This is a genomic window from Pisciglobus halotolerans, from assembly GCF_900113675.1.
Taxonomy (GTDB): Bacteria; Bacillota; Bacilli; order Lactobacillales; family Carnobacteriaceae; genus Pisciglobus; species Pisciglobus halotolerans.
This window is the reverse complement of the sequence record NZ_FOQE01000025.1, coordinates 1-17,619: the sequence shown is the minus strand read 5'-3', so window position 1 is coordinate 17,619 and position 17,619 is coordinate 1. Positions and strand designations below refer to the sequence as shown.

15 protein-coding genes, 1 riboswitch and 1 other annotated feature are annotated in these 17,619 nt (G+C 40.8%); of the genes, 4 read left to right on the top strand and 11 right to left on the bottom strand.

All coding sequences use genetic code 11. The annotated features are described in order from the left end of the window. Positions 1-169: 169 nt before the first annotated feature. The 6 genes from BM057_RS08335 to BM057_RS08310 all read right to left on the bottom strand — a co-directional run bounded on the left by BM057_RS08335 (position 170) and on the right by BM057_RS08310 (position 7,258). The gene (locus tag BM057_RS08335) at positions 170-1,003 is read right to left on the bottom strand and encodes a Cof-type HAD-IIB family hydrolase (protein ID WP_177186212.1); all 834 of its coding nucleotides are present in this window, start codon (positions 1,001-1,003) and stop codon (positions 170-172) included. 48 nt (positions 1,004-1,051) lie between these two features. Continuing rightward, positions 1,052-1,261, bottom strand: a complete 210-nt coding sequence (locus BM057_RS08330) for a helix-turn-helix domain-containing protein (RefSeq protein ID WP_047390700.1) — start codon at positions 1,259-1,261, stop codon at positions 1,052-1,054. Between the two features lie 166 nt (positions 1,262-1,427). Further along, positions 1,428-1,811: a hypothetical protein gene (locus tag BM057_RS08325; protein ID WP_092092867.1), complete on the bottom strand. Its 384-nt coding sequence runs from the start codon at positions 1,809-1,811 to the stop codon at positions 1,428-1,430. A 164-nt stretch (positions 1,812-1,975) separates the two neighbouring features. Continuing rightward, positions 1,976-4,366, bottom strand: coding sequence for a glycoside hydrolase family 31 protein (locus BM057_RS08320; RefSeq protein WP_092092864.1), 2,391 nt, complete (start codon positions 4,364-4,366; stop codon positions 1,976-1,978). Positions 4,367-4,402: 36 nt separating this feature from the next. Further along, entirely contained in the window at positions 4,403-5,302 is a 900-nt protein-coding gene (locus tag BM057_RS08315) for an aldo/keto reductase (RefSeq protein WP_092092862.1), read from the bottom strand. A 225-nt stretch (positions 5,303-5,527) separates the two neighbouring features. After that, positions 5,528-7,258: a Na+/H+ antiporter NhaC family protein gene (locus BM057_RS08310; protein ID WP_092092859.1), complete on the bottom strand. Its 1,731-nt coding sequence runs from the start codon at positions 7,256-7,258 to the stop codon at positions 5,528-5,530. Positions 7,259-7,349: 91 nt separating this feature from the next. Further along, positions 7,350-7,522, bottom strand: a riboswitch (Lysine riboswitch). 490 nt (positions 7,523-8,012) lie between these two features. On the opposite strand from BM057_RS08310, the gene BM057_RS08305 reads away from it, so the two are divergent. Continuing rightward, a complete protein-coding gene (locus tag BM057_RS08305; RefSeq protein ID WP_245741891.1) occupies positions 8,013-8,702 on the top strand; it encodes an RluA family pseudouridine synthase in 690 nt (229 codons plus the stop codon). A gap of 66 nt (positions 8,703-8,768) precedes the next feature. Here BM057_RS08305 and BM057_RS08300 read toward each other — a convergent pair whose 3' ends face one another. From BM057_RS08300 to BM057_RS08285, 4 genes are all read right to left on the bottom strand, one after another. Continuing rightward, complete coding sequence (locus tag BM057_RS08300; protein ID WP_092092857.1) at positions 8,769-10,007, bottom strand: hypothetical protein; 1,239 nt, start codon at positions 10,005-10,007, stop codon at positions 8,769-8,771. A gap of 88 nt (positions 10,008-10,095) precedes the next feature. Then, a complete protein-coding gene (locus BM057_RS08295) occupies positions 10,096-10,917 on the bottom strand; it encodes a hypothetical protein (protein WP_092092855.1) in 822 nt (273 codons plus the stop codon). Continuing rightward, entirely contained in the window at positions 10,914-11,600 is a 687-nt protein-coding gene (locus tag BM057_RS08290) for an ABC transporter ATP-binding protein (RefSeq protein ID WP_047390690.1), read from the bottom strand. Before BM057_RS08290 ends, BM057_RS08295 begins: the two co-directional genes overlap by 4 nt. Before the next feature lie 15 nt (positions 11,601-11,615). Continuing rightward, complete coding sequence (locus tag BM057_RS08285) at positions 11,616-11,984, bottom strand: GntR family transcriptional regulator (protein ID WP_047390689.1); 369 nt, start codon at positions 11,982-11,984, stop codon at positions 11,616-11,618. Between the two features lie 885 nt (positions 11,985-12,869). Further along, positions 12,870-13,078: a binding site (T-box leader), on the top strand. Positions 13,079-13,152: 74 nt separating this feature from the next. Between BM057_RS08285 and tyrS the strand changes: the two genes are divergently transcribed. Then, positions 13,153-14,415, top strand: coding sequence for a tyrosine--tRNA ligase (tyrS, locus tag BM057_RS08280; protein ID WP_092092852.1), 1,263 nt, complete (start codon positions 13,153-13,155; stop codon positions 14,413-14,415). A 57-nt stretch (positions 14,416-14,472) separates the two neighbouring features. On the opposite strand, the gene BM057_RS08275 is transcribed toward tyrS, so the two are convergent. Next, positions 14,473-15,003: a DUF421 domain-containing protein gene (locus BM057_RS08275; protein WP_092092850.1), complete on the bottom strand. Its 531-nt coding sequence runs from the start codon at positions 15,001-15,003 to the stop codon at positions 14,473-14,475. Between the two features lie 199 nt (positions 15,004-15,202). Between BM057_RS08275 and BM057_RS08270 the strand changes: the two genes are divergently transcribed. Together BM057_RS08270 and BM057_RS08265 are read left to right on the top strand one after the other, a co-directional pair. Further along, positions 15,203-15,640 carry a GNAT family N-acetyltransferase gene (locus BM057_RS08270; protein ID WP_047390686.1) on the top strand — a complete coding sequence of 146 codons (438 nt, stop codon included), beginning with the start codon at positions 15,203-15,205 and terminating at the stop codon, positions 15,638-15,640. Between the two features lie 84 nt (positions 15,641-15,724). After that, positions 15,725-17,188, top strand: coding sequence for an amidase (locus BM057_RS08265; RefSeq protein WP_047390684.1), 1,464 nt, complete (start codon positions 15,725-15,727; stop codon positions 17,186-17,188). Positions 17,189-17,619 lie beyond the last annotated feature (431 nt).

Genomic DNA, 17,619 nt, shown 5'->3' with positions numbered 1-17,619 from the left:
GGATCAAAAGGCTCTTTATGCAAAGGGACAGAAGAAGTGGAAATAACCATCATATGGCCAATACATTCAGTAGATATTCATAGATCGTTTATGAAGTTCGTTGCAGTGTTGATGCCAACTGAATAATAGGCCATGCAAGGGTTTCTAATTTCCCTTTATTTAACAGGTATCATTTGCTTGCAACTAGTCCCAACGCTGCTAACGCTTGATAAATTCCATCTTCCCCAACATCACCGGTCGTTTGATCTGCTACTTTCTTCAGTTCTGGCTTGCTATTTCCCATCGCGATCCCTAAACCGACTGCCTGCAGCATTTCTAAATCATTTAAACTGTCACCGAAAGCCATCGTTTCTTCTATATCCAGTTCTAAATGATCCAACACTTTTTGGATCCCGATTGCTTTTGACATGCCACCACTCACGATATCGACAGCATAAGCATTTGAACTGGTCATATGCAGTTCTGGAAACTGTTCTTGATACAAGTAACGGGTCTGCTCATCTGCTGCAACTACACATTGATAGATCGTACGATTTGCAAATTGTTCTTCTGGTATCTTTTTTTTAGAAACCAATCGATTTAAACGCGTGATCAATCTTTTTGGTACCCATCTCTTTGCAAAAGGATAAAGCTTTTTCAGCCATCCTCTATTGGCCAGCAGAATAATAGAATTGCCCGTGATGCCTTCACTGCCGCAAAAAGCAATGCTATGTCCATTTACTTGCGCAACGGTGCTTAAACGAGCGACACTCTCAGCAGGAAGCGGGTTTTGAAAAATCACTTGTTCTTCCACCACTACATATTGGCCATTCATGGTAATCGCAGAATGGATGCCCAACTCAGCTGCCACTTCTTTGATCAAAGAAGGTGCTCTGCCAGTTGCAATCACTGGAATAATGCCCTTTTCTTTCAACTGCATGACAGCTTTTTTCGTTGATTTCGGAATGATCTTTTGCTCGGTGACCAAAGTTCCATCAATATCAAAAAAGACGATTTTATACACTGAGATGACCCCTATCTTTCCTTAGTTTTTGTCTTATCTTTTTATTCTTTACTCATCGGGCGTATATTCTAAAATATCGCCAGGTTGACATTCTAATACTTGACACAAAGCATTCAGTGTAGAAAAACGAATGGCACTCACTTTTCCCGTTTTGATCTTTGAAAGATTTACATTGGCGATACCTACTTGTTCAGAAAGATCTTTGAGCGATATCTTCCTATCTGCCATAACTCTATCTAATCTCAATATGATAGCCATCCTTATTCCTCCATCTATAGTGTTTCATCAATTTCTTGCTGCAGGGAAGAACCGTACGAAAAAATCTCGGCCACTGTGTAAAGAAGAAGCGCAATTAGTATTTCACCAAGGTCTACCCTAAGGCGATAGTAGCCGCTGAATGTTATCAGCCAGTGTAAAACATTATCTAAAATGAGCGGAAGAACAGCTGAACTGACATAAGCCAGAAAATATTCTTTAGCCGCTTTACTTGAATAGCGTCAAAAGGAGAAAGTCCGTTTGAGATATCTTTGAAAATGAAGCTGCCTTTAAACAGCATCGCAATAAACAGAGCGTTGGCTAACAAACTGTTACCCAACAAAATATAATAATCTATTGTGTTGTTTGAATGAGTACTGAAGCCAATATCAAAAAGTGCAAACATCGCTCTTGGTTCATTGCGATCAGTCACTTCCATAAAACCGGTAATAAACGAGCCTAATAACAATAAAGTCAAAAGAATATCAAAAATTGCTGTTATTTGAAGGACTAAACTGAGAAACCCACTTTTTCTTCTCAACGCTGTATACATAAGAATACCTCCTTTTTTTGTATTTAGCATACCTGAACAGTTTATAAATAACAATAATTTTTAATGCTTACCGTTAAAAATTAGATGAATACCATTTAACGAAAGATTAAAAAGAACGATTAGGCAATCCAGCGACTTGCCTAATCGTCTCGTTTTTTCATTGATCAGTATGCCCACAAAATCTCGCTTAGCGTACCTTCTACAGCTTTTGGCAGTCCAATAGACTGAATGTCATTGATCACTCTGGCTTGGTTGCCACCTTTTTTAACGGCTCGCATCGCTTTATCTTTATCAGAGATGTTGATTTGAGCTGCATCAAGAAAAGCAAATGTCTCAGCAAGCAAGTTGGGTTGTTTCAAGTAAACGTCTTTAAAGAAGACCACCAATTCGGATGTGGTTGAAATGGACGAAATTTCAATCAATAAGCCATCTGTTTCTTCGACCATAACTGGTGAGATTCTTTCTCCATCTACTTGAACTTCCGGTCTTTCGTTTGTACCAAAGCCAATAAATTTTAGCTGATACGTTCGTTCTTGCGGCAAAACAGTTGCGTCGCCTTCTGGTTTACCAATTCTAAAAGAAGCTCTATTTTTAGCAGATTGCCAGTTCAGCTGCATCTTGGTCATCACACAGCTCTCAATATGGTTGCCGTCATCTTCATATAAACTAAAGCGGCCGTTTGAACCTGCAAAAATTCTGATTTCTATTTTTTCTGGAGCATCAACTGCATTGACTGTTTCTAAGTTGAGTGGAACAATTCCGCCTGACTTAGCTAAAACTGGAATTTCATCGAGTGTTCGATACAAATCAATGTTGCGGTCGCCTTCATAAGGTTTTCCAGTAAAGAAATCGAACCACAGCCCTTTTGGCAGCCATGCGGATACCTTTCCACGTCCAGCTATTGGATCCAACGGAGATGTGATTGGCGCAACGATCAGCTGCGTGCCGAAGTAATATTGATTGGGTACTTCATAAGCGCTGCTTTCCCAAGGATGATGATAGTACATCGGCTGAATCAACGGCAATCCATCCAAGTGGTTCAAATAATTCATGGTATACAAATACGGAACCAATTTGTGTCGCAAACGCAAGTAATCTTTGATCACGGCTTCCGCTGCTTGATTGTAACGCCAAGGCTCTTTGCCGTTAAAAATACCGTGGGAACTATGCAGCCGATTGATCGGAGAAAAGACTCCGAATTGAACCCAGCGCACGAACAATTCATCATCACGATACCCTTCCATGTGACCGCCGATATCATGACTCCACCAAGTATAACCGACGTTTGAAGCGTTAGCTGTAAAATAAGGCTGGAAAGCTAACGAATCCCATGTAATGTACGTATCACCAGAAAAACCGATTGGATAACGATGACTGCCCAAGCCGGCATATCTCGAAAAGGTCAATCCACGTTTGCCGTTTCGAGCGCTATCTAAATAATGGTAATGATTCAGCATCCATAGCGGATCAAGGCCTTTGATTTTGGAAATGTTGCCGGATTGCCAATCCACCCACCAAAAATCCACTCCGATGTCTTCATGCGGGTGGTGCAAATAAGTAAAATAAGCGGCCAGAAAATGTTCATCTGTAATATCAAAATTGATATCATCTTCATTTTCGATATCTACGCCTAGTGCTTTCCCCATCTCTTCATAGGCTTCTTCATATGGCTTAACCCCATTCGCAGGATGAACATTTAGCGTCACATGCAGACCGCGCTGGTGCAGCCACTCTAAAAATGCCGCAGGATCTGGAAACAATTCACTGTTCCACGTATAGCCCGTCCAACCGCTGCCATATTGAGGATCTACATCTGTCAAATGCCAATCCGTATCAATTACAGCGATCGAAAAAGGGACCTCTTCCTTTCCAAAACGATTCATGAGTTTTTTATAAGCTTCTTCTGTATATGGATAGTAGCGACTCCACCAATTGCCGAGCACATAGCGCGGCAGCAAAGGCACTGGTCCGCTGAGGTGATAAAAGTCTTTGAGGCAGCCTAAATAGTCACGTCCGTACCCTAAAAAGTAGAGATCAACAACATCCTGTTTTCTTTTTTCGATCCAGCCGTCTTCCCTTAAAATGGGCGTGAGACTATCATCGATCAAGGTATAACCTAGCATAGACATCAAACCATGATCTAAAGGCGTTGCGCCGTTTACTTTATCCAGCGTACGAGCTGTACCGCGCAGATCTTGCGTTTCTTCGCCAAAATGCCACACATTGTCATGCTTGCTGTAGTCACCTAACATTTCAATATAGAGATTATTCGCTGTAAATCCTTCTTCACCTTTAACATACACAAGATGAAAAGCACTAGTGATGATCTGCAGTTCATCTTCGCTTTCTAACAACTTAAAAGAAACTGGTTCAAATCGGCGGTTCAAAACCGTTTGTGTGGCCTGATCTTCAAAAACACCGTCTGGACTGTATTCCAAACGAATCATTTGTTCCGTCAGCACACTGAAACGAACGGAATCACGGGTGATCACCGATTCCGGATCGGTAACTGGAGCGGTTTCAATTTGATAAACTGGATGATTGCGTATGCCCATAATCTTTTCCCCCTCTTTAAAACTCAAATAATATCTTCAAATAATATCTAATGTTTGCTTAGCTGTTGGCGGTGGGAAAGCTTGATCTAACAAACGCAGGTCTTCTTCATCCAAGTCTATCGTCCCTGCGATTGCATTTTCATACACATGCTCTTTAGAAGAAGCTTTAGGGATCGCGAAAACTTTTCCAGAACGAATCGCCCATGCTAAAACGACTTGAAGCGGCTTGACGCCCTGTTTGGCAGCGATATGCTTCAGCTCTGTGTGTTGTGTAAACGTCTCTAGTTGTTGCTTTCCGTGCCCTAATGGTGCATAAGCCATGATCGGCACCTGCTGCTTTTCTTGCCAAGGAAGCAAGTCATATTCAATCCCTCTAGAGCCCAAATGATACAACACTTGATTCGTCGCACAATTCCCACCGTTTTCCAACTGAGTGAGCTGTTTCATATCTGATGTATCAAAATTAGAAACACCCCAACGCAAAATCTTTCCGTCTTTCTTCAGCTTCTCCATTCCTTTGATCGTTTCTTCAAGCGGAACAGAGCCCTTCCAATGCAATAAGTATAAGTCTAAATGATCTGTTCTCAAACGTTTCAATGAGTTTTCGCAAGCTTTTTCAATTTCTTCAAGTCCGGCATGATGAGGATAAACTTTTGAGACTAGAAAGGCTTCTTCTCTTCTGCCCGCTAATGCTTTTCCAACTAGTTCTTCCGCTGTTCCTTCTCCATACATCTCAGCTGTATCGATCACGTTCAGTCCCAAATCCAGCCCAAAACGCAATGCTTCGATCTCTGCTTGTTCTTTTTGAGGATCTTCGCCCATATACCACGTTCCTTGACCGATCGGCGGCACAGTTTTTCCATCCGGTAATGTTACAGCTTTGTCTTGCAAATGAAGCGCCACACTTTCTTTATCTTGGCTTTCCCACTTATCCATTCTTGTTCCTTCCTTTCTTGTTGTCTCATTTCTTTTACTGTACCATACCGCAAACTGGGCTACCAAAAAAAGCAGCCGCTCACAGAAAATATTTTCTGTAAAGGCTGCTTTTTATGATGTTTAAGTTTCGTTTGTTTCAAGTTACATCTTCATGAAATCATTGTTTAAAAGGACAAGTTTATTGCGAGCAACTTGTTGCCGCGAAAAAGGATAGCATCTCATCATTTACTTTGCTTTTCCTTTGAGCTTTTCACTTGTATCTACTTTTTTACCTAAAATAAAGATCATGGCGATCGTCGCAATAGCAGATACTGGTAAAATAATCATAATCGGCACGCCACATGCTGCTGGGATATAACCAAACAAAATTGCTACTAGCGCAACGGCTACTGCATAAGGCAATTGCGTTTTAACATGATCAATATGATTTGAACCAGCGCCCATAGAAGATAGAATCGTCGTGTCTGAAATTGGCGAAGCATGGTCACCAAAGATTGCCCCAGTCAACACTGCCCCGGCTGACATGATCGCAAATTCAGGATTTTCCGGTTGCAGAGCAGCCGCTAGCGGGATCGCTAAGGGCATCAAAATCCCCATGGTTCCATATGAGGTTCCAGTCGCAAATGAAATAATCGCGCCAAACACAAAAATAACAGTTGGCAACAAGAATGCCGGCATCGTTTCTCCTAATAGTGAAACCATAAAGTCTGCCGTTCCTAATTGGGTCATCACGCCGCTTAAAGACCACGCCATCAGCAAAATCGCACCTGTGATCACCAATGATTTCATCCCATCGATCCAAATATCAAGCGCTTCGCCGATTCTAAACAGTTTTTGCGCAACGCCCATGATGATGGCGATGATGCTGGCAATCAAAGCAGCTTGGAACAGAACGATACTGGCATCAGAAGCTCCAAACGTTTCTCTGAAAGTTGTAAAGGAGAAAGGCTGATCCTTCATCAGTTGGATCAACTGCTGATTATCGCCGTTGAGAATAATATCGCGACCGTTTGTATAAAAGCCAACAAATGAAAAGACAATAAGGGCACCAATCGGAATCAACGCATTCCAAATCGTGGCTTTTTCTTTTGCAGCCGGCAGCTCTTCATCCTCTTCCTCTTCTGCTTGAACTTCAGAACCTTCCGCAATCAACTTACCTTCATTACGTGCACGCATTTGAGCCGTTCGCATCGATCCAAATTCACGCAAGGTCAAAGAAGTGACCAAAACAAACAGCAGCATCAAAATGTTATAAAATCGGTAAGGGATCGTATCTAAAAAGATCCCATAAGCATTGACGTCGTGTCCTATTGAAGCGTAAGCATCATTGATCAACCCTATTTCGTAACCGACCCAAGTGGACACCACTGCAATACCGGCGATCGGAGCGGCTGTCGCATCAACAACAAATGCCAGCCGTTCTCTAGAGATCTTCATTTTATCTGAAACAGGGCGCATGATCGGGCCTACGATCAATGAGTTTGCATAATCGTCGAAAAAGACTAATAAGCCTAAGACCCAAGTGATCACTTGAGTACTGACAGGACCCTTCGCCTTTTTAGCTAAAGCTTCTGCTACAGCACGCGCTCCCCCCATTTTGGTGATCAAGCCGATCAAACCGCCAATGGTTAAGACTTGCAGTATGATCCCTGCATTCCATGGATCGGCCAAAGAGTCCAAAATCAGCTGCACGAGATCTAAGAAACCGCCTGTCAAAGCACTGATTATATTGGCACCGCCAAACATCTCAATCATGATCGTGCCGGAAAAAATCCCTAAGAATAAGGACAACAAGACATTTTTGGTTATAAAAGCTAATATAATCGCAACGAGCGGCGGAAGCAACGTCAGCCACCCCGCTTCGTTGGCTAGACTACTCTGCGCTTCAGCAGCAAAAACTGTCTGCGGTGTCAGTAAAAACAAGGCACCGACCAACAAACCTATTTTTTTCAACATTCCTTTTTCGCTCCTTTTTTTTGAAAAAAGAAAAAACACCCGGAGTCGTTATCGGCTCAAGGTGCTGGAATATTACATATGCTGCACGCCATTGCTCGATAGTCCTCCATAGCTAAAGCTATGACAGTATTGGATATCTTTTATCCAATCCCAGCAACAGGTTTTTGACAGTCCCTGTCACTTCGGCGATTTTTCCTTTCTTCTTTTTTCATAGGTGTCATCCTCCAAAAAATTACTAATAAAAATCGCGCCTCTATCTGAATGTTTTTTATTTTATTTGATACCTTTACCTTAACGCAGAAAAAACTTTTTTTCAAGCAACACGATGGCATTATCTATTAAAAATTAAAATTGGTCATTAGCTGTCTTCTTATCGTCAACGAGGCAGTAATCATGCATGTACACAAACGTTTATGCTTTTTTCGGCAGACAGAGCATTCGGTCGGGAAAAGGACGGCGGAAAACACGCTGCAAGCTATGGATTGTAGTTTCTTTTTTGACATAATGGTTTAGTAACCACACTCGGGAAATGAAATTGATGGACAAACAAGTCACTGATGGTGATGAAAAACAGATGCGTTCCAATCGTTCTTTGAAAGTTGCCGCTTCACCGACTTTTCCTCATTAAAAAAGAAAGTATGAAACCCCCTTAGAAAATTGAAGGCTATTTTTTTGAAAAGTGGTTTTCTGAAATTAAACTTGAAGGGGTTAAAGAGATTCAACATTGAAACATATGTGCATAAGGAGTTAAGAATTGTTAGATATTTCTATATTGTATGAAGATAACCATCTACTTATGGTAGAAAAACCTGTCAATATTCCTGTTCAAGCAGATAGCAGCCGAGATAAAGATTTGCTTACGATGTTAAAAGAAGATTTAAAGGTCCGCCATCAAAAACCAGGAAATGTATATCTTGGTCTAGTACACCGATTGGATCGCCCTGTTGGAGGTGCCATGGTGTTTGCCAAAACGTCCAAAGCGGCATCTCGTTTATCAGATATGATTCGCCGGCAAACCATCGAGCGCCGCTATCTCGCAGTTGTCCATGGTACACCTAAACTAAAAAAAGCAGAATTAGTGCATTATCTCTATAAAGGTAAGCGAAAGAATCAAGTTTTTTCTGTTTCACCGAACCATTCAAATGCGAAAAAAGCCGTTCTAGATTATGAAGTGCTGGCCTCAAAAAAGGGAATGAGTCTTTTATCAGTTAACTTGCATACTGGCAGACCCCATCAAATTCGCGTGCAATTATCTGAAACTGGTCACCCTCTTTTTGGAGACCAAAAATATGGTCAACACCTTACTGTTCCAGGAGAACAAATCGCACTTTGGGCTCACGCTCTTTCTTTAGAACATCCTGTCAGAAAAGAACCGATGGACGTTCAATCTTTGCCGCCAAACCAATATCCTTGGAACTTGTGGCGCGACATGAAACGATCCTAGTGAAGGAAAACATCAAACAACAACATCAAAAAGGAGCCTAAATTTAGGCTCCTTTTCTGCTGCTTTCTATTCGACGTTAATGTCATAAAGGTGTAAGGCAGTTTCTTCTTGTTTGCTTGTTTTTTCGCTCGTTGTATTTACTTTACCTGTGTAAATCACTTTATCTGTGTGCAAATCAATCACCGCAACAAAAATATCGGTATCTTGGTCTTCAACTGTACTGATAAGATACAGCTTATCCTCTTTTATAGTTGTATCATAGCCTGCTTTTTTCATATCAATAGTCACTTCTTTTGGCAACTGAATCGTTTTACTTGTCCAACCAGAAGAAGCCGATACAGTATGATAAAGCGTTAGTTGTTGACCAGTCAACATTGGAAGATAAAGACTTTTTTCTGCTACTGATAAGTGTTCAGCTCCGCGTTCTTTCAATTCTTTAGGCAGAGACAAGACAGAAAAGGCTTTTGCGCCATAATCATAAACGATGTAATGCGTTTGCGTTAACTCCTCTTCCGTAACGGATCCTTCTTCATTCTCTTCTCCCTGCTGAGTGATATGCACTTCCAAAACTTCCAGATCATTTGACTGCTTGATTTCAAAGTTTGTTACAGGAGAAAAGTATACAGCAGCTTGTGCCGGCACATCTATGCCTAAGTCCTTCAGTGCTGCTTTATCATTTGAATCCGTTTCTTGTTTAGTTAAATCCAAGTAAAAGATATTCCATTCTTCGGTCTTACTGTTACTTGTACTGCTGCTTGCTGAGACTGCCAATTGCTTGCCAACTACTTGAACATTCGCGATCCAGAAGAAAGAAGTATCCTTTAAAGGCAAAGAGACTTTATATTCTAGTTCCTTTCCAGAAGCTTTTTCTAACACAGAAATATCCAATTGAGTAGATTCTTTGTTTTTTTCTTGTCTGTTTTTGTCGACATACACATACATATTGTCATTTTCAAAATACTGATTAGGAGAAAAAGTTTTCCCGCGCAAAAAACTTTTATGCTCTTTGTACAACTTTTGAAGGCTAGAATCTACATTAAATAGCCCTTCTCTTTGTTCAAAATAAGGCAAATCGTGATCAAATAATGAGCCCTCTTTGCTTATTCCAACATTGCTCAACACCTCATCATTTCTGACGATCCCTGCTTTTAAATCCAGACCTTCAATCGCTTTATCATCTCCGGAGAGCGTTTCGATGTTATATTCCGGTGCTTTCATTCGCGCAACTGCTTTTTCCACGTAAAACCAGCCGATCGTAAGAAATGCTATTAAACTTAATAGTCCAACTTTCCAGTACCGCTTCATTTCTTTCACTCCTTTTAAATAACTGATTGAGCAAAAAGGCTTTGCTCAACAAATAGGTCAGATCTTTAAAGTATATCTTTGTTCATTTCTACACCGTGACCTTGTGCTGAAGCAGCCAATAACTAAGCCAAATAGAAACGCCGCCGATCAAGAAACTTAAGAAAAGATACAACCAAAAAATCTCTTGATAAAATAAGAAGTTTAACGGTGCATAAAGCGGACCAATCAGGATGGCTGCTATGATCAAAACATACGCTGCACCAATAAAGATCCCTTTCCATCGGTAGCTGCGTTCAAATAAGATGACAGTGAACAGCACAATGACTGCCAACGTTCCAATGCCATAAGCGATTAAAAAGCCACTAAAAGAATGGGGTAAGATCAGACTGAGAAATGGATGGCTTTGGCTAAGCGTTTCAAGTGAGACCAGCTCAAAATAAGGGGCCGAAGTGATTTTTCTCAGTAAAAATTCTTCCAAAGGAAACAATAAAAGCTGCACAGCCACCAAACCAAAAACAAATAAGAGGATCGTAGTCAGTTTTGCAAAAAATAGTTGAATACGATTAAGCGGCAGCATCAATAAACGGTAAATAAACATATTTTTGCCAAACCAATCACGATACCAAATAAATAAGCAATAAATCAGCAAAGATACTACAGCGATTCCTATAGAGAAAACAAATAAAGTGGTATAGGAGACCGTATGCATACTGATTTTCCCTAAATGCTCTATGACTTGTACTGATGTGTATCTTTGTTCTAGCATCAAACTATTTGCTTCTTTCATATAACCCATTTCTGCACTTACGACAGCGGCTATTTGCAAAAGAATCGTCAGTCCAATCAATGCGCCGTATATTTTAGAAAAGCGATCGACTTCAAAACGGACCAGCTTGATATAATTCTTCATCGCACTAAAACCTCCCTCATGATGTCAACGATCGACTTGCCTTCTTCTCGCGCTTCTTCTGCCGCAAAAGATTTAACGATCGTGCCTTCGTCTATTAAAACCACGTGATCGATCAAATGCTCAACATCTCCGATCTCATGTGTGGTAATAATGACCCCTTTGTCTTCAACAAGATAGTCTGTAAAAGCATTCGCGATTTCTTCACGGCTGAACACGTCAATTCCAGAAAACGGTTCGTCCATCAATAAATAATCGACATCTAATGCTAAACCTAACAAAATATTGACTTTAGCTGTGTTTCCTTTAGACAACGAAGAAATCTTATCTTCAGCTTTTAAGCGGAAAAATCCCAGCAGCTCATCTGCTCGTTCTTGGTTCCATGAATCATAAAAGTCGCGCATAAATGTCATTGCTTGTCCAATCGTCATCGAGGGCATTGTAATAATCGTATCTGGGATAAAAGCAACTGTTTCATAACTTTCTTTTGACAGCTTTTGGTTGTCGATGAGGATCTCTCCGCTGTTGATAGGCACGAGATTCATGATCGCATTTAAAATCGTTGTTTTTCCTGTTCCATTGATCCCGATCAAGCAAGTGACTTCACCTTTTTGTGCAGTAAAAGAAACATCTTTTAATACACTTTTGCGTCCATATTTCTTCACAACATTTTTGACTTCGATCATCTTCGTTCATCTCCTCTACTTTTCACTCATAAAACGTTCTTTTAAAAGCGGCTCAATCTCTTCAAACGAAACCTTGATTGGCTTGATCGCTTTAACTAGCGCGTCCACTGCTTCTGTGACCAGTTCTTGCTTCACTTTTATCAGTATTTTTTGATCTTCTGTGATTTTGCTAGGCATATTTCCTTCTGTGTAAATCAAACCTTCATGCTCCATTTCTTTATAGGCACGCTGTACCGTATTTGGATTGATTTTTAATTTTTGCGCGAGTTCTCGTCTCGATGGCATTTCTTGTCCCGGCAAAAGTTCTCCCGAAGCCACTTGCTCCTTGAATTGCCGAACAACTTGCACATATACCGGCTCTCGCTTATTAAAAGTCTGATTCATCTTGAAGTCTCACCTTCCTTTATTAAGTACTTTTAGTGTATCACCACATTAGTACACCTCGTTTAAAAAAATGTGTACCGTGCTCTTAATACAACGACATCTGTATTATGTATTTAGTACAGCAAAAAGTCAATACTTTTTTGAAGTTTTTTAATTATTGCCGTTCACCTATGATCATGTTTTAAATGTTCATTTGAGACATTGCCTTAATTAAGCTAGATATGATTCCCAGTTTCAGTCAAAATGAATAAAAGAAAGAAATTGAAAGGAACTTGAACTACTTCACTTTAAATTTATCAGGTTCCAAGGCGGAATAGTTCATGCATGATATGAATAAACAAAAAAAATATTGACTTTTTTAAATGACAAAATATTGAAAATATCCAAATAGAAGTGATGGATTTTAGAAAGATATTAACAGATTATGTTTAGCAGCACATGTTGAATGTTATGGTGCTGCAACTTGTTCATAGAACAGGCTTCTGTGAACAAGTTCAGAGTATAAAAGCTTTAACTTGTTCATAGATCAGACCTCTGTGGACAAGTTCAGAACGTAAAAGCTGCAACTTGTTCATAGACCAGTCCTCTGTGAACAAGTTCAGAGTATAAATGCTTTAACTTGTTCATAGACCAGTCCTCTGTGAACAAGTTTAGAGTATAAAAACTTTAACTTGTTCACAGGATCGACTGTTATGCAATTTGACAGCAAATCGTTCCAACGTGATAGGGAGAAAAACCAAAGATCTTTGCGACTTAATTGTTCTTTCGGGGTCGCCCCATATCCTGCTTTTTTAGTTGAGCTGCACGAGGCAGAGACTCGCTCCGCGTCCTTTGTATTCTTGACTTTTGGGTCATGGTCTTCTATACTGTAAGCATTCGAATAGCTTTTTTACTGTGAATGAGCGCAGTAGGATATGATCCCTGTTTATAGAGAGTCGGAGGTTGCTGGAATCCGATACATATCATCGATCCGAATTACACTCAGGAGTAACTTGATTCATTTCAAGCGCGATACTGGCGATAATAGTAAACGAGTGGTATGCAGCAACTGCATGCAAATTGGGTGGTAACACGGAAATTTTTTCGTCCCGATGGGTAAAGAATATTCTTTACGCATCGGGGCTTTTTTATTTTTTACATAGATCAGCTTAAAAAAGGAGAGAAAAAAATGGACATTTTAGAAGAGTTAACATGGCGCGGCGCCATCAATCAACAAACGGATGAAGAAGGTTTGCGTGAATTATTACAAGAAAAGAAAATCGGGGTTTACTGCGGAATCGATCCGACTGGCAGTATGCACATTGGTCATTTGATTCCTTTTATGATCTTAAAAAGGTTCCAGCTAGCTGGGCATCGTCCAGTGATTGTGATTGGCGGTGCAACTGGATCGATTGGCGATCCGAGCGGCAAATCTCAAGAACGGGTGCTGCAGTCTAAAGAACAAGTTGAGCAAAATGCTGCAAAACTAACAGAACAAATGGAGCAGCTATTTGACGCTGGCAAAGACGAAAAAGCCATTCGTCTCGTCAACAACCTTGATTGGACAAAGGATTTGACACTGCTTGATTTTTTAAGAAATATTGGTAAAAGTTTTAATGTCAACACGATGCTTGCTAAGGAAATTGTTTCCAGTCGATTAGAAACAGGTATTTCCTTTACTGAATTTACTTACCAAATTCTTCAGTCCATCGACTTCTTGCATTTATACAAAGAAGAAGATGTCCAATTGCAAATTGGCGGAGCTGATCAATGGGGAAACATTACAGCCGGGCTTGAATACATTCGCAAGCAAGAAGGTGCTGACGCAAAAGCTTTCGGTTTAACGATTCCATTGATGCTGAAAGCTGATGGCACAAAATTTGGCAAAACAGCAGGTGGAGCAGTTTGGCTGGATCCCGAAAAAACAACACCTTACGAATTTTACCAGTTTTGGCTAAACCAAGATGACCGAGATGTGATCAAATACTTGAAATACTTTACTTTCTTGTCAGAAGAAGACATCAATGCATTGGCTGAAAAAGTAGCAGCTGAACCGCATAAACGTGAAGCACAAAAAACATTGGCTCGTGAAATGACCCAATTCGTGCATGGTAAAGCGGCTCTTGAAGACGCTGAAAAAATAAGTGCCGCTCTTTTCTCTGGTGATGTCAAGGATTTGACGGCTGATCAGATCGAAGAAGGCTTTAAGCACATGCCAACTTTTGAATCTCCCAAAGAAGCGCGTAATATTGTAGAGTGGTTAGTCGATGTGGTGGGTATTGAACCTTCCAGAAGACAAGCCCGTGAAGACCTTAAAAATGGCGCCATCTCCATCAATGGAGAAAAAGAAACAGATGTGGAAGCTGTCATCACACCAGAAAACTCTTTTGAAGGCAAATTTATCTTAGTCCGCCGCGGCAAGAAAAAATACTTCTTAGTGAAACTTGTTTAAGATGTTACAAAAAAGCCATAGCTGATTGACCAGCTATGGCTTTTTCCCTTTTTTTGCTTATTGAAAATGATCTTTATTGATATTCTTTAGCGTACTGCTTTCAGGGCTACTTTTTGATCTTTTTTGAATAATCGAAAGGTCTCCGCTTGTTTCTAAAACAACGGCTAAAATGTCTTCCATTGAGGCCGAGCCTTTTGAACGCACGGCTTGAAGAATCTCTTCTTCAGAGAGCCGTTCTTTTTTGATTGCTTCAAAGTCGTACTGCCCTTTGTAAAACAATAATGTAGGACTCGCCTTTACCGCTTTGTCGGCTATTTGGAAATAAATCGTCAATTTGGTGATGATAAATTGCAGAAAAATCAAAATCGTGAACGCAATCGTTCCATCGACCAATGTTAAATCACGACTTGTTAAAATCGTAGCTAAAATAGATCCTAAAGCAATCGTTACAACAAAATCAAAAGCATTCAGCTTTGATAATGTACGTTTTCCAAAGATTCGCAAAACTAGAATCAGCAACAAATAAGCTAAAGTCCCAACAAGCAAAATTCTAAAAATCGTATTCCAGTCGCTAAAAAGCATCTTCATATTTATTCTCCTTTTTAAAAAGCTAGTTCTTTTCTTTATCTTTATCTTACACTCTTTTCTTCTTCTTCTTCAACTCATATCAATCGTCTTAACTCCTGCTTATTCAGCGCCTAGCTGCTTCCTTCATATTGATTGAAATTTTAACATTATTTTGCCAAACTAAGGAAGAACCACCCACATTATAGGAGGGGAAAAACAAATGAAACTCCACATTGGCAATGAAATATGGAATAAGGCCGGCGCTTTTTATGTGCGAATGTCCGTTTTTGTGCTTGAACGAAATATGGAATTAGCAGAAGAATTTGATCAACAAGACACGGCTGCAATTGAGTATGCCGTTATCTATGACAACGAGCACCCGATATCTACTGGAAGATATGAGATTTTGGATAAGGAAACCATTCGTATTGGAAGAATTGCAACACTAAAAGCTTATCGCGGAAGAGCACTCGGCAGAACGATCATCCAAGCATTAGAAGAAATCGGCCAAAAGAAAGGCTGTACCAAAGCGCTGATCCATTCTGAGCAAACAGCCGCTTCTTTTTATCGTGAATTAGGCTATAAAACAGCCTCTGAAGAATTTTATGAAAACAACGTTCCTTGTATTCTTTTGGAAAAGTCATTAGAGCAGCATTAAAATGAATCCCTTTTTCTGATCCCCTTCCTTTTTTCTATCTGCAATGCTACACTTGAAAGGAATACAGTAGGAAAGAGGGAAAATATGTATCCATTTGATAGAACAAAAGATGGTCTTTATTATGTCGAGCAAGTCCAAAAAAAATTGGTTTCACCAAAAGAACTAGTAGAGAAAGCTTTCTGTAAAATCGAAAAGGAAAATCCTATTTTAAACGCTGTCACACACACAAGAAAAGAAAAAGCTTTGCAAGAGGCGAAAAAACAAGACTTTTCTGGAAAAGTCTATGGCGGAATTCCTATACTTGTAAAGGGTTTAGGACAAGATCTAGCAGGAGAACCAAGTACTTCAGGAGCAAAGTTATTAAAAAACAATAGAGCTAAACAAACCAGCCACTTTGCCGCCATGCTGCAAAAGGCCGGTTTTATTGTGATTGGGCAGACAAACACCCCTGAATTTGGCTTTAAAAATATTACGGAACCAGAACTATACGGCCCAGCACGCAATCCTTGGAATACGAATCATTCTCCAGGCGGTTCAAGCGGTGGGGCTGCGGCAGCTGTAGCTTCAGGGATGTCACCTGTTGCCGGTGCAAGCGACGGTGGCGGCTCGATTCGTATTCCGGCTTCTTTCACCGGGTTAGTCGGACTCAAACCAACACGCGGGCGCACGCCGATTGGGCCTGGCGTCGGCAGAAATTGGCAAGGTGCTTCGATCAGCTTTGCTTTGACCAAGTCGATACGCGATACGGCCGCTATGTTAGATGCCTTGCAGGTTGTTCAGCCAGCCGCTGCTTTTCAAACGCCCCTATTTGAAAGTGGGTATATAAACTTGCTCAAAGAAAAATCTGCTAAAAAATTCCGCGTCGCCTTCTCGCTGGCATCTCCGGTCGGCTCAGCAGTCAGTGAAGAAGCTAAACAAGCTGTCCTTGACACAGTTAAATGGTTGGAGGCAAATGGGCACCAAGTAACAGAAGCTGCTCCTGATATTGACGGGATCCATTTAATGAAGTCTTACTACCTCATGAATTCAGGCGAAACGACAGCAATGCTGGAAGGAATCGAGCAATCTCTGCAGCGAAAATTGACGATAGAGGATATGGAACTAGTAACATGGGTGTTGTTTCAAGCAGGCAAATCTATTTCAGCTGCCAGCTATTCACAAAGTTTGAACACTTGGGACCAAGCAGCTGAAACAATGGCGACATTTAATGAAACATATGACTTGTATTTGACACCTGCTACAGCAGAAACGGCACCAAAAGTTGGAACACAATGGCAAAGTGCGGCAACACTGGAACGTATGCGTCAGATCGACTCCTTTTCTTCAGCAGAACAGCAGCAGATCGTCTGGGAAATGTTTGAAAAAAGTCTGCCGATCACACCGTTTGGCATGCAAGCAAACTTGACTGGTCAGCCATCTATCAGTCTGCCGACTTACTTAGCAGCGAACGGTTTGCCTTTAGGCATCCAATTTACTGCCCCAAAAGGCAAGGAAGACTGGCTGCTGGCCATTGGACAAGAAATGGAACAAGATGGACAATTTATTTAAGGATGCGGAGAAAGCCCGATAGAGTCACAGCAAAAACAGGAAGTTGTTGAAGAGAGCAGCGAAGCGCGCATCAAAACAACTTATCTTTTTTGCAAAGACTCTGGCTTTCGCAGCTCAACTAAAAGTAGGATGTGGAGAAACACGATTAGAAAGCGAAGACTATCGCAATCCTGACGCAAACAGCCCAGCGGAGCGGGTGTGCGGACAGGATAAGATAGACACAGCTTTCTGTGTTTCGCAGCTCAACTACGAGGATGCGGAGCGAGGTTGATAGAGGCGACTGGAAAATGAAAAAGCACAACTAACTGCATGGTCTATTGCTCAGTAAGCATGATTTAATAGGAAAAACAGCACTTGTGTAGTGACCCCCAAATATTAGACTTTTTTGAAGTGGAGAAATCCACTTCTTTTTTTCTACTTTTATCCGCAAG

Coding starts and splice junctions, on each gene's coding strand:
- BM057_RS08325 (WP_092092867.1), bottom strand. CDS start 1,811: ATGTATACAGCGTTGAGAAGAAAAAGTGGGTTTCTCAGTTTAGTCCTT.
- BM057_RS08265 (WP_047390684.1), top strand. CDS start 15,725: ATGTATCCATTTGATAGAACAAAAGATGGTCTTTATTATGTCGAGCAA.
- BM057_RS08290 (WP_047390690.1), bottom strand. CDS start 11,600: ATGATCGAAGTCAAAAATGTTGTGAAGAAATATGGACGCAAAAGTGTA.
- BM057_RS08295 (WP_092092855.1), bottom strand. CDS start 10,917: ATGAAGAATTATATCAAGCTGGTCCGTTTTGAAGTCGATCGCTTTTCT.
- tyrS (WP_092092852.1), top strand. CDS start 13,153: ATGGACATTTTAGAAGAGTTAACATGGCGCGGCGCCATCAATCAACAA.
- BM057_RS08285 (WP_047390689.1), bottom strand. CDS start 11,984: ATGAATCAGACTTTTAATAAGCGAGAGCCGGTATATGTGCAAGTTGTT.
- BM057_RS08270 (WP_047390686.1), top strand. CDS start 15,203: ATGAAACTCCACATTGGCAATGAAATATGGAATAAGGCCGGCGCTTTT.
- BM057_RS08315 (WP_092092862.1), bottom strand. CDS start 5,302: ATGGATAAGTGGGAAAGCCAAGATAAAGAAAGTGTGGCGCTTCATTTG.
- BM057_RS08275 (WP_092092850.1), bottom strand. CDS start 15,003: ATGAAGATGCTTTTTAGCGACTGGAATACGATTTTTAGAATTTTGCTT.
- BM057_RS08330 (WP_047390700.1), bottom strand. CDS start 1,261: ATGGCTATCATATTGAGATTAGATAGAGTTATGGCAGATAGGAAGATA.
- BM057_RS08320 (WP_092092864.1), bottom strand. CDS start 4,366: ATGGGCATACGCAATCATCCAGTTTATCAAATTGAAACCGCTCCAGTT.
- BM057_RS08310 (WP_092092859.1), bottom strand. CDS start 7,258: ATGTTGAAAAAAATAGGTTTGTTGGTCGGTGCCTTGTTTTTACTGACA.
- BM057_RS08300 (WP_092092857.1), bottom strand. CDS start 10,007: ATGAAGCGGTACTGGAAAGTTGGACTATTAAGTTTAATAGCATTTCTT.